This is a genomic window from Alkalilimnicola ehrlichii (assembly GCF_003399765.1).
In the GTDB taxonomy this organism is placed as follows: domain Bacteria; phylum Pseudomonadota; class Gammaproteobacteria; order Nitrococcales; family AK92; genus AK92.
On sequence record NZ_NFZV01000040.1, the window covers coordinates 1 to 12,489 of the forward strand.

General features: G+C 59.7%; 11 protein-coding genes. 7 read left to right on the top strand and 4 right to left on the bottom strand.

The window, feature by feature from the left end; genetic code table 11:
* Positions 1-346: 346 nt before the first annotated feature.
* From CAI21_RS21060 to CAI21_RS21075, 4 genes are all read right to left on the bottom strand, one after another.
* A complete protein-coding gene (locus CAI21_RS21060; RefSeq protein WP_220348991.1) occupies positions 347-781 on the bottom strand; it encodes a type 2 periplasmic-binding domain-containing protein in 435 nt (144 codons plus the stop codon).
* 11 nt (positions 782-792) lie between these two features.
* The gene (locus CAI21_RS21065) at positions 793-2,046 is read right to left on the bottom strand and encodes a hypothetical protein (RefSeq protein ID WP_116304106.1); all 1,254 of its coding nucleotides are present in this window, start codon (positions 2,044-2,046) and stop codon (positions 793-795) included.
* A gap of 71 nt (positions 2,047-2,117) precedes the next feature.
* The gene (locus CAI21_RS21070) at positions 2,118-2,696 is read right to left on the bottom strand and encodes a methyl-accepting chemotaxis protein (RefSeq protein ID WP_181919570.1); all 579 of its coding nucleotides are present in this window, start codon (positions 2,694-2,696) and stop codon (positions 2,118-2,120) included.
* Positions 2,697-2,710: 14 nt separating this feature from the next.
* Positions 2,711-3,727: a HAMP domain-containing protein gene (locus tag CAI21_RS21075; RefSeq protein ID WP_116304108.1), complete on the bottom strand. Its 1,017-nt coding sequence runs from the start codon at positions 3,725-3,727 to the stop codon at positions 2,711-2,713.
* A 394-nt stretch (positions 3,728-4,121) separates the two neighbouring features.
* Here CAI21_RS21075 and CAI21_RS21080 point away from each other — a divergent pair, with 394 nt between their 5' ends.
* From CAI21_RS21080 to CAI21_RS21110, 7 genes are all read left to right on the top strand, one after another.
* Positions 4,122-6,593 carry an EAL domain-containing protein gene (locus tag CAI21_RS21080; RefSeq protein ID WP_147305195.1) on the top strand — a complete coding sequence of 824 codons (2,472 nt, stop codon included), beginning with the start codon at positions 4,122-4,124 and terminating at the stop codon, positions 6,591-6,593.
* A 169-nt stretch (positions 6,594-6,762) separates the two neighbouring features.
* Positions 6,763-7,122 (top strand): DUF2946 family protein, encoded by a 360-nt coding sequence (locus tag CAI21_RS21085; RefSeq protein WP_116304110.1) that lies wholly within the window; start codon positions 6,763-6,765, stop codon positions 7,120-7,122.
* Between the two features lie 53 nt (positions 7,123-7,175).
* On the top strand, positions 7,176-9,203 hold the full coding sequence (locus tag CAI21_RS21090; protein ID WP_116304111.1) for a TonB-dependent receptor family protein: 2,028 nt from the start codon (positions 7,176-7,178) through the stop codon (positions 9,201-9,203).
* Entirely contained in the window at positions 9,191-10,354 is a 1,164-nt protein-coding gene (locus CAI21_RS21095) for a sialidase family protein (RefSeq protein ID WP_147305196.1), read from the top strand. Before CAI21_RS21090 ends, CAI21_RS21095 begins: the two co-directional genes overlap by 13 nt.
* A 148-nt stretch (positions 10,355-10,502) precedes the next feature.
* Positions 10,503-10,778 (top strand): hypothetical protein, encoded by a 276-nt coding sequence (locus tag CAI21_RS21100; RefSeq protein WP_116304113.1) that lies wholly within the window; start codon positions 10,503-10,505, stop codon positions 10,776-10,778.
* Positions 10,779-10,935: 157 nt separating this feature from the next.
* Positions 10,936-11,415, top strand: a complete 480-nt coding sequence (locus CAI21_RS21105; protein WP_116304114.1) for a YbhB/YbcL family Raf kinase inhibitor-like protein — start codon at positions 10,936-10,938, stop codon at positions 11,413-11,415.
* A gap of 101 nt (positions 11,416-11,516) precedes the next feature.
* Positions 11,517-12,476, top strand: a complete 960-nt coding sequence (locus tag CAI21_RS21110) for a cation diffusion facilitator family transporter (RefSeq protein ID WP_220348993.1) — start codon at positions 11,517-11,519, stop codon at positions 12,474-12,476.
* Positions 12,477-12,489 lie beyond the last annotated feature (13 nt).

Below are 12,489 nucleotides of genomic sequence, written 5' to 3' on the forward strand. Positions count from 1 at the left end.
ATAGCGCAGCGACAAAGGCCTGTCGGGCGAACCCCGAAAGCACCGAGAAGCGCAGGGAACCCCGCGTTAGCGGGGCAGCGCCTCCGGGTCGCCTTTCTTGTTCGTTTCTTTTGTTGGCACGCAAAGAAAAGGAACTCGCCCAGGAGGGCGAAACAGGGCGTTATGCACCACTACAGACAATAGCGACTAAGCGCAGGCCCCAGACGCCGCGCGGGGGCGGGATCCCGCCTTCTAAACAAACTGCGCGCAGCGCACCACACCAAACCACCCACCCCAGAAAACAACCCCAACAAAAACAGCCCGCACCAACAACCGGCACGGGCTGACAACACCTACAGCACCAAACTTAAGGCGTATAAACGACTTTCAGGCTATCGTCGACATCGCTGCTGGCCACATAACTAAGCACACTAGGGTTAGCCCCGATGACCTGACGCAGCTCCGCCACATTGCTCACAGCTCGCGGCGGCTGACCGCGGCCGGTGAAGATTTGCTGCGACCAATAAGCCCGCATCTGGGCTTGGCTGCGACCAATCACAGCGTTATAGAACGCCTCGCGCGCCGCCGAGCCTTCCGCTTGATCGATCGGCAGCACCTCGCCTCCGCTCGGGAAGCTTGAGGTACGGCCAAGGAAGATGTCGCCAACCTGAGCGGCCGTTAACGAATCCACCGGGCTGTCGGCGGAGACGACTACGACCACATCGGCTTTCGCCGCGGCCACAGCGAGCAGTAGCATCGCCGCAAGCGCCGCACGCATCATGGTTTTAGGAAAAATACGCATACCCGACCCCTTTAGAATACGAAATCGACGTTGGCGGTGAACAGGTTGTACGATTTGCCCGGTTCGAAAGCATCCGACGCATTGGTGAGGATACCGCTGCTGTTACTGCCGGTTTTCGCGTGCATACCCTGGACTTTCAGCGCCATACCCGGCGCAAAATCCCAACGTGCACCAAGCGTTATCGAGGTTTGGCTATTGTCGCTCATAGCCACCAACCGATTAACCGCAGCGACTAAGTCGTCCCGGTTACCTTCTTGCCCCGGAGCCACCGCGTAGTCGTCGGCATTGGCCATGCGCATCGTATCGCTATCGCGGAAACCGGCGACCGCGAAGGGGGTAACCGCCCCCATCCGATACCCTACGCTCAAGTAACCGGAAGTATCGTTGGCAAACGCGTAGGCATCCATTTCCGAGTACATCAGCTCCGCAGCGGTTAACCAGTTACCTCGCTCATAGGTGGCGCCCAAGCTGTAGTAACGAACGGTCCCCTCGCTCGCATAACGGTCCGCGAAGCGACGCGACGCTTCGGAATCGCCCGCGATCGCGCGCATCCCATCGCCCCACGCTTCGATGGCGGGCACGTCCAGATCGACTTGCGTGTACCCCAGCCGCACGCCCAAACGGCCCCGCTCGAACAAACCGTTGACGGCAAAGCCCTCGACTTCCGACTCGACAAGCGCACCGCCGTTGTCGTAGGTCATTTCGCTGCCGCCTACGGCAATCTGGAAGGTCGCGGTCGTGCCGGCAAAACGCGTCCGATAGGTCGCATCCGCACCGTCGAGGTTAGTAAACGGAATACCGGCATACACCTCGATCGGCGGCCGTGCCCAGATATGGGCGTAGCCAACATTGCGCGAATCGGAGAGCATGTTAGTCGGCGCCACGATACGACCGGCGCGCAGGGAAAAATCGTTGCTAACCTGATAACGCAGATTCGCCCACTCGATGTCCGGACGGAACTCGTCGTCATACTGTTGCTGCACGATCGCCTGCACCACCGCCGAGAACTGCTCGTTAAAACGGGCGTCCAACTGCAAACCGTATTTGGTGTCGACGCTATGCCCCCACTGCTCCGACTGTCCGGCACCGCCGGGCTGATTCAAAAAGTTGGTGACGAAATCGGCTTCTTTCTCGTCGGAGTAGGTAAAGCCGACGGTACCGAAACCACGCACCTGGAAAGAATCCAGCCAATCGCTAGCGTGCGCGCCAGGCGCAGCCAACACGAGCGCAGCCGCAGCCAGCGCCGTAAGTTTTTGCTTAGGCATCAGAACAGTCCTCGAAAATTACTAAAAGCTAGATGAAACGCTTCCTGCGGGGAGGCCTGAGCGCGGGATGCTCAGACCTTGAATTGGCCCGCCACTTCCTGCAGGCCTAGGGTTAGCGATTCCATTTCCTGGCTAATGCGCGCGAGTTTGGCGCTTTGGTCGGCAGTTCCCTGCGAGATTTCCGCCAACTCTCGCATACGGGCATCGATCTGCTGCGATACCTGCATTTGTTGATCGGTCGCCGCTGCGATGGTGTGGTTCATGTCGTTGATCGTGCTGACTTTGGCGGTGATCGCCTCCAAAGCCCGGACCGAATCGTCCGCCATGCTAACGGTTCGCTCCGCCTCTTGCTGACTGTTTCCGATGACGGTCGCCACCGAGTGGGTAGACGCCTGAAGCTTTTCGACGATATGCAGGATCTTGCTGGTCGACTCCTGCGTACGAACGGCCATGCTGCGGACTTCGTCGGCCACGACCGCGAAACCGCGCCCGTGCTCGCCGGCCCGCGCCGCTTCGATCGCGGCGTTCAAAGCCAGTAAATTGGTATGCTCGGAAACCTCTTCGATTACATCGACCACCAGGTTGATTTGCACGCCGTCCTGCTCAAGCTGGTTGAGCGTCGCTACCGCCTCGTCAACCGTGGTCGCCAAAGTCGTTAAACGTCCTATGGTACTTCTAATATAGGCCAAACCCTCGTCGGCCGAACCGGTAGCATCGCCGGCCGCCTCCGAAGCCGAGGCGGCGACGAGGCAATCTGATTAACCTGCTCTCCAAGCCCTGCCGCTTGCTCGGCCACTTGTGCGATAACGCGCTTTTCTTCGGCAATCGCCCGGTCCGTATTGGCAACGATAGCGCTCATATCCCGCGAGGTTTTGCTCAACGCTCGCACGGACTGGAGCAATTTCTGAATATCCAAATGAAGCTTTTCGACGAAGATATTGAACCAATACGCCAAGGTGCCGATCTCGTCCTGACTGGTCACCCGGATACGCTGCCGCAAATCCCCTTCGCCCTGCGCAATATCGCGTAGAGAGCCGACTACTTGATCGACATTGCGCTTAACGGCTAAAGCCACCGCAAAGCCGATGAGCAAACTAACGGCTAAGGAAATCACAGCGATGAGCACCCCTACGGCACGCGCTCGGTTAGAGGCCGCCGTACTGTGCTCGACCTCGCTGGTGAAACTGTCGTGGGTATCGGCGCGAAAGGCGTTAAGCCCATCCCGATAGCTATCCAGCCGTTCCGCCATGCGCTCTATGGCACCGCCGGCAGGTGCCCGCCCTGCCACCATAGCCTGGGAGACCTCGCTCGCGGCTTCGTAATAAGCATCGAAATTCCGCCGCAACCCACTTGCCTGCTGCGCGTACGCCCCGTCCAACTGCGCCAGGCGAGACCAATTCGCACGCGTCTGCTCGGCAAGAGCCTCGCTATCGTCGATAAGCGCCGGCTCTCCGGACGCAACCGCGTTGTGCAATGTCTCGGTGAGACGATCAAGCAACCCCACATTCTCGGTAGCCACTTCCAAGGCGGGAAACGTAACATCCCGTAGCCCTTCCATCCGCAGATTGTTCTGCCCAAACACGTACATGGCATAGGCAAGAAAACCGAGAAAACAAACAGCACTGACGGTAGGCGCCAGCAACACTTTCCAAAGCAGCGGAATCCGAGCAAGTACCGACATGGCTTACCAATCTCCTGAGCGCGGCCGCGGTCGTCTCCAACCGTTTAGCATCCCTACGAAACCTCGCCGGGAGCCGATTATCGTTTTCGCTGCACTGCAATAACGGCCGGGCCCTAAGCAACTTGAACGTCGCCCTTAGATCGATTCGTTATAGAGAATCACGACTGCGTCACAGTTTCTATGCGAACGCGGTCGCCCCCGGTGTCTCAAGTCCGAGCTAGCACGCTATCGCACCCGGCAATAGCCGTTATGACTCAAGTTCGCGAAGGCGAAGCCGCTAACCCCAGGTAAGCCTTTGCAAGGCGCAAGCACGGCCGAAGGCAAGAGGCCTTTAGCCCTCACTCGGGTTTCGGCGCAGAACGAACAGCAAGAATCGGCGAGGGAAACCGGTTGCATGATCCCGTTTGTTACGGAGGCCAATGCCACGGCTCTAGAGGCGAGCCATAACAGCACCTTGGTCTTGTTGTCCTACTGCATTGCCTTGCTGGCCGCCTACACGGCCCTGGCGGTCAGCGAACGCGTTAGATGCGCGCACCGTAAAATTGGCTACGGTTTCTGGCTGGCCTTAGGCGCCGCGATCCTCGGAATCGGCGTTTGGAGCATGCACTTTATCGGGATGCTGGCTTATCAAGTCGGTTTCCCCGTGGATTACGCCGTCCCGCTTACGCTTGCATCCGTCCTTCCTGCCGTGGTCGGCAGCGTTTACGCGTTACACCTAATTGCGCAAGGCCACGCTCGCCATTGGCAGTACATCGCCGCCGGCAGCTTGCTTGGTCTGGGCATCGGTATCATGCATTACAGCGGCATGGCGGCCATGCAGATTCAAGCTGAACTGCGCTATCGCCCCGACTGGTTCGCGGCGTCGCTCATCGTCGCTATAGGCATGGGAATCGCAGCGGTTTATGCACACCGGCTTGAGGTTAAGCTGGCTGCTTGGCGCCGCCTTAACCTACGCTATGTCTTAGTGGCGGCGCTGATAGCGTTGGCCGTTAGCGGTATGCATTACACGGCTATGGCGGCCGTCGAACTTTATCCGCTCATTGAACCTCTCGATACCGTCGACCAAACGCCAAGCACTTGGCTTGCCTACGGCGTAAGCGTCGGCGCCATGCTTGTCGCGCTCGCCAGTCTGCTTATGACGTTCGTCGACCGCCAGCTCCAGCACAACCAGCACCTCTTGGACATGTCGCGCCAACACTTAGCGGAAGTCGTCAGCGCCATCGGCGACGGCCTGATATTGTTCGACGCCCAAGGCCGCATCATTATGTGCAACCCGGCTGCCGGCCGCATGCTTGGGCGTACCGAGGACACTATGGTCGGCAAATCGATGGCGGATATTCACCTCACCGCGGAAGGGCAGCCCCTGGCCGAAAAGGTTCGGCTTAGCTTGCAGAGTACCGGCTATTGGGAAGGCGAAGTGCATGCTAAGCAAAAGAGCGGCAAACTGTTTCCTGCCCGCCTTGTCGTCAGCGCCGTAACCCGCGGCGAGCGCGAAGATCGTCGTTACGTCGCCATGCTGACCGACCTCAGTCAACAGCATACGGCGCAACGAAAGATACGTCGCCTCGCCTACTACGACTCACTCACCCGTTTACCCAACCGGCGTTTACTGCAAGAGCGCTTGGCCGTCTTACTGCCCAAGGCCGCAAGCCAGCGCCGTTTGGGGGCGTTGATTCTGTTCGATATCGACAATTTCAAAGCGTTAAACGACACCCTGGGCCTGAAGAAGGGGGACGAGCTACTCGCTGCTGTGGCCGATCGCTTACGCCACCTCGGCTTGCCGGAAGAGAGCCTGGCGCGCCTTGCCGGGAACGAATTCGCGATCCTGGCCAAGCACCTCCCCCGCACCAAGAACGAAGCCTTATTACAGATCAACCAACGCGTCAGCAGTTTGCGAGCGGCGCTTGCCGCGCCCTACGACCTATCCGGCTACGAACATCGAGCAACATTCAGCGTCGGCGTCGCCTTGGCCGACGAAGCCGACTACGACGCCGACACCGTACTGCATCAGGCAACGTTAGCGCTCTCGCAAGCCCAAAACGCCGGCGGCGACGATTGGCGCTATTTCCGGGCGGAAATGGAGTCCGCCGTTGCCGAGCGAGTACGCCTGGAGGCCGATTTGCGTACCGCCATCCGCGCCTCGCAGCTCCAGCTTTACTATCAACCGCAGGTCGACAGCCAAGGCAAGATAATTGGCGCGGAGGCCTTGGCTCGCTGGAATCATCCTGAGCGCGGCTTAATCTCCCCCGCGCAATTCATTCCGCTTGCGGAAGAAACCGGCCTGATCGTGCCGCTCGGATTGTGGGTCATGGAAGCGGCCTGCGAACAACTCTCCGCTTGGCAAGACGATCGCTATTTCGGCGCACTCAGCGTTTCGGTCAACGTCAGCGTACGGCAATTTCAACAACCGGATTTCGTCGATCAAGTCACAGCCATTGTCAGGCGCTCCGGCGCACCTGCGGAAAAACTGACCTTAGAGCTAACCGAAAGCCTGCTGATGGCCGACGTCGACGACGTCATCGCCAAAATGCATCGACTCAAACAGTTAGGAATCGACTTCTCGCTGGATGACTTCGGCACCGGTTACTCCTCCCTGTCCTACCTCAAGCGTCTGCCCTTCGATACGCTCAAAATCGACGTAACCTTCGTTCGCGACGTACTGGTCGATGCCAATAGCGCCGTCATCGTCAAAACCATCCTGGCTTTGGCGCAAAGCCTGCAACTGAAAGCGGTAGCCGAGGGGGTAGAGACCGAGGAACAACGGGCGTTTCTGGCGCCGATGGGTTGCCAGACCTATCAAGGCTATTTGTTCGGCCGCCCCTCGCCGGTGGAGGAGTTCGCCGAACAAGCCTTATCGATGCGGTGACAACGCATTTGAGAGATTCCCAATAGCTGATACTATCTTCCTACTTGAACTCCCGCCACACTTGCCGTGTTCCACGGTCAAGAACAACCTGGCCGAGGAATGCCGTAGCCCCTCGTGCCCGATACGCAAAACGACGCGGATGTACCGACACGCCCGAAACAATCGATTAATGCGCCTGCTGTTTTTGCTAGCGGCGCTTACCATGGCCTGGATGCCCGTCGGGCATGCATTAGCCATGGCATTCGCGGGCTCTAGCGAAACCGAACACCACACCGCACACGGCCACCACGGCCATCACACAGCTGCCGAAGAGCATTGCGATGACGCGATCGATCACGACATGCTCATGCAGTGCGAGTGCCTGCTTTGCAAGCTGCTACAGATATCCGCCTTACATCCCGGCACCGTCCGGCCAGCGGCGGCGACCGTAGCAACTGCCCATCGCTCGCAACCGCCTTGCATAGAACGGCATAGCACGTCGCTCTTCGAACGCCCCCTCACTCGCGCCCCACCCGCACTCCTGAGCTAAACAACATTGCCGAAGGCCCGGCTCTGCCGGGGCAACTTGGTTCAGGAGATACCATGATGAATGCCTATACACGTCGGGCGAGTTCCGCTCTGGCGCTGGCAGCGTGCGCCTTGCCGCTCGTCAGCCACGCGGAAACAGCGACCCGACTGGAAACCTTACGTATTGAAGAACGATTCATGCCGTTCGCGCCCGCCACAAAGGCCGAGGAGGCCCTGCGACGGATTCCCGGCGGCACCACCGTCGTCGACGAGAAGCAGTTACGCGAAGGCCGCTCGGCCAACCTGGAAGATGCCCTTAAAAACGCACCGGGGGTGTATGCGAAAAGTCGCTACGGACAAGACGAAATCCGCTTATCGATTCGCGGCTCCGGGCTGTCGCGTAACTTCAACACCCGCGGCATAAGGCTGTTACGGGATGGCTTGCCGGTTACCGAAGCCGACGGCAATACCCGCACCCAATTGATCGACCCGCTCACGGCGAGCCATATCGAAGTCTATCGAGGCGCCAACGCGCTAGGCATGGGTGCCGCAACACTGGGTGGCGCTATCAATCTCGTGTCTCCCACCGCGCATAACAGCCCAGCCCTACGCTTACGCGGCGAGACCGGACGCTTCGACTATCGACGCTTGCAGGGAACCGCCGCTTGGCTCGGCGAGGGGGGACACGATGCCTTAGCAAGTTTTACCTACAGCCATCAAGACGGTTTTCGAGAGCAATCCGAACAAACGGCGTTGCGTTTCTACGGCAACGTCGGGCTAAGCCATGGGCAACACGCCGAAACGCGCATCCATCTTGAGGCTCAGTCGAGCGAACTACAGCTTCCCGGCTCCCTGACTTATCGGCAGTATCGAGACAATCCGCGCCAAGCCGTTGCAAGAAATGTTGAGATCGATGCAGCCCGCGATCTGCGCCTGCTCCGCCTCTCGGCGCAACAGCAACGCCGGCTTCGCAGCGGTAATTCGCTCCAACTGGGCGCGTTCGTGCAAGACTTACAAATGGATCACCCCGTCAGCCACGCCGAGGTCGAAGGCGATCAGCAAGATGCGGGGTTAAGCTTCCGGCACACGCTGAGCGGCGACTGGCGCGGCCGCGAAAACCGCTTCACCTGGGGAGGGTTGGCGGTGGCGGGCATTGACACTACCGAGCGAGTCCCTCGCGGTTCGGGCGAAGCCCTAAACCGCGACTACACGGCCGCCACCACCGAGCTTTACGCGCTTAACGAACTGGCGCTAGGCCAAAACACCGAGCTGGTTGTCGGCACCCAATGGCTGTGGGCGCTTCGCGAGGTGGAGGTAACCGCCGGCACCGGCCCCGATGCGCGCGAGTATTATCAAGACTTTAGTCCCCGCATCGGGCTGATTCGGCAGCTTCACCCTCAGCTACAGCTATTCGGCAATATCAGCCGCAGCGTCGAGCCGCCAATCACCGGCGAACTGATGGGCCTGGATGACGAAACGTTAGACGCCCAACGAGCCGATACGCTTGAGCTAGGCTTACGCGGCACGGGGCAGCAGCTGCGCTGGGAAGCCGTTGCCTACCACGCCCGTTTGCGAGACGAAATCCTCATCTTTCAGCACCCGGACCTCCCGGACGAGTCAGCCGCCGGCAATGCCGAACGTACTTTTCACCAAGGGCTAGAAGTGGGCCTGGCGCTCGAACTCCCGTTAACCGAGCGGCATAACCTCGATCTGTTCGGCAGCTGGACCTACAACCGCTTCAAGTTCGACGACGATGCCCAATGGGGCGACAACCGCCTGCCTGGCGTTCCCAAGCAACGCGCGCGCCTGGAGGTGCGCTACCGACACGCTAACGGCTTCTATGTCGGCCCCTCGCTGGAAGCCGTTAGCGGCTATCCGGTCGATTTCGCTAACAGCACGGAAGTCAGCGGCTACGCGCTATGGGGAGCCAGTGCCGGTTATCAGATCGACCGGCACTTGCGCGTCTTCCTCGATGCTCGCAACCTCACCAACCGCCAGCATGTGGCCAGCACCGGCGTTGTTGCCGTCGCCGAAGAGAGCCGCGGTCTGTATAACCCCGGCGCCCCAAGAGCCGTGTATGGAGGTGTCGAATGGCAATGGTAAGGATGTCGCTTATTTTGCTCATCGTGAGTATCGCGCTTACCGGCTGCGGGAAGCCGGCGCCTGAGGAATCCACGCGGTTCTCCTATACCGGCGAGCAAGATGTGGTCAGTTTAGGCGTAGCTCGTAGCAAGGATTACCTACACGTCGTTTGGGTGGAGGCTCACGACCCGCCGCAGGCTTTCCACAGCCGCAGCCGGGACGGCCGCACCTGGAGCGATCCGGTCGCCATCGACACCGAGCAGGCGCCGCCGGACCGATCCAGTCGCAGTAACGATATTCGGATCGCCGCCCATGACGAGAGCCTTGTTGTCGTCTGGCAAACCCAGGGCGAAGGCTTCCGAGGCAGCGGCCCCATGGTATTGGCGCGCTCCAGCGACGGCGGCCAAACCTGGCATGCCGCCGAACCGCCAGCGACGACGAGCGCTGCCCCAAGCCACGGCTTCTTCGCCCTGAGCGCAACCTCGGGCGGCGAATTCCACCTCGCCTGGCTCGACAATCGGCATGGCCAACAAGGTCTCCACCACGCTCATAGCAAGGATGGACTCGACTGGTCGGCGGTAACGACCATCGAGTCGATCACCTGCCAATGCTGTTGGAATACGCTAGCCCACGGCGAGCGCCACCACTATGTCCTCTATCGCGGCATAGCGCCGCGCGATATGCACCTAGCGGTTCAGCCCCACGACGGCAATTGGCGGACGACCGCGGCCGTCGGCGCCTTCGGCTGGGACATCAACGGTTGTCCGCATGTCGGCGGCGGGCTGGTCGCCAGCGATGACGCACTGCACGCTTTAGTCTGGACCGGCTCGGAGGCATACCAGGGCGTGCATTACACCCGTGGCAAACCGGACGGCACCGGCTGGCAGGAACAAGCGCGCGTGGCCGCCAAGGAAGCCGGCAACCCCGACTTAAGCCTTCGCGGCGGCGGCGGGCTTACCGCCGTATGGGACCAAAATGGCGCCGCCGCCGGTATTTATGTCGCTTGGATCGAGAACGACCGCTTCAGCCGAGCGCTGCGACTCAGCGACCGTCCGCAAGCACGCTTACCGCTTGCGCTTCCCGTCGACACAGGCGCTGCAGTGTTCTGGACCGAACGCGGTAGCAACGGGCGCCTGGGGTGGGTCGTTAGTGTAGTGGAAGGCTCGAAATAGCACATAAAGTGCCCCCTCCCCGGAGGGGGCATGTTGTGGTGGGTGTTAGCGGTCGGCATCGATAAAACAAGACCTCGATTAATATTGCCAAAGCCATAATCAATGCCTATTAAAAGTTTCGTTTTCCACCCCCATCTGAAAGAGGACTATGGGAAACAACGAACGCATGAACTGGGATCAACTACGGGATCGTATCGACCGCAACCGATGCGGCGATAAGGTCGATTTCCCAGACCCTGCCGTAAGCCCGTTAGGCACCGACGAAGAAGCCGGCGGCAGCCGAACGCCGCCGGAGGACATCGCACACAGCGCAAAGGAGCAAGAGTGGCAGCAACCCGAGCGCCCGGGTGGGCGAGTGCCGCTACTGATCCTGCTCGCGCTGTTGGCCGTTGCCGCCGGCGTACTAACCTGGTTAATCGACTAACACGCCTTCCTATTGCCAAGCCCCATCGATATTGGCAGCCTATCTGCGGTAAGAGGCTGACGGAAATCGTGCTGCGGCCGTACACCGCTCCTCGGTCATCGCATCCAACAAACCGCCGACATTGCGTTGGCGAATCGCTAAGAATAAGGAGGGATTCATGGGTTTTGCTTTATCGACGATGCAGTTGCGTAGTTCGGCCTTCGAACAAGACGGCGCCATCCCGACCAAGTTCGCCGGCGACGGCGAGGACGTTTCCCCGGCACTTACTTGGCACAACCCGCCGGAAGGTACCAAATCGTTCGCCGTCATTTGCCATGACCCAGACGCCCCGCTAATTTCGCCGAACGGCACCTATGGATTCGTCCACTGGGTGCTGTACAACATTCCCGGCAATGTCAGCGAACTGGCGGAAGGCGTCAAAGACTTCACCGCCGGCAAAAACGATTTCGGTAACATCGGCTACGGCGGCCCCATGCCCCCGCAAGGGCACGGCCGACACCGCTACTATTTCTGGGTCATCGCCCTTAACGACGAGCCGAACCTGGCCGAAGGCCTCAGCCTGTGGGAATTCCTCGGTAAGATCGAGTCCAAGGTCATCGGCATGAATCGTTTAGTGGGAACTTACGAACGTAAGTAAACACGACAGATTGGCGATAACACAGTGGCTGCCGGCGGCAGCCGCTACTCAACTTTGATAAACTTCGACCCGCTTGCCTTCACAGCAGAGACGCCCAACCGATGCCCCTGATAAAAACCGAGCTCGGCGGACTCAGACTATCCGCGGCCGCTGCTTTAACCGTAGGGATTGTTGGCGTTTCTTTCGCGCTGCTGTCGAACTCGCAAGCGATCCTGCTCGACGGTCTGTTCAACCTTTGCTATTTCGCGACTACCCTCGTCACGTTCAAGGTGTTGCGAATGGTGCACCGACCCGACGACGATCAGTACCCGTTCGGATACGGTTACTTTGAGTCGCTGGTTAATGCCGGCAAAGGGTTACTCATTCTGGGCATTTCGGTGATTGCGCTATTCGACTCGCTGGCTGCGCTGTTGACCGGCGGCCGCGCGATTGCGGTCGGCCTTGCCGTCGGCTATGCCATGTTCGCGACCTTTACCTGCACGCTGACCGCCCTCTCGCTACACTTTGCCCGCAAGCGCATCGACAGTCCGCTGCTACAGGCCGACTGCGAGAACTGGGTGGTCAACAGCATTATCTCTGCCGCCGTGTTGCTGACTTTCTGCCTTGTTCCGCTCATCGAGGCACTGGAGTGGGATATGGCAGTGCCTTACGTAGACCCGGTGCTGGTCGGGTTTGTGGTACTGGTGTGCATTGGCGTTCCCATCCGTATGGCAGGGCGCGCGTTTACCGAGCTGCTAAACAAAACACCGCCCGACAGCGTTGCAAAACCGGTCACGCACGCTATCGAAAAGGCTTTGGCAGGGCTCCCCACGGAGCGAATCTACACTCGGATGGTCCGCCCCGGGCGTACTTTGTACGTCATCGTGCACGTGGTGCTAAACAAACGCTTCCCCCTTGAAGGGCTCGAACAACTGGACCGGATACGTCACGACGTCGATGCCGCAGTACGTAATGTGCACGCGCATACCGTGGTTGACGTTCTTTTCACCGCCCACGAGCGCTGGGCAGCACCTATCGCCCCCAGCAATGGAGCCTACCGCACCAACGATATGGCGCCATAAAAGTGTATGCGGC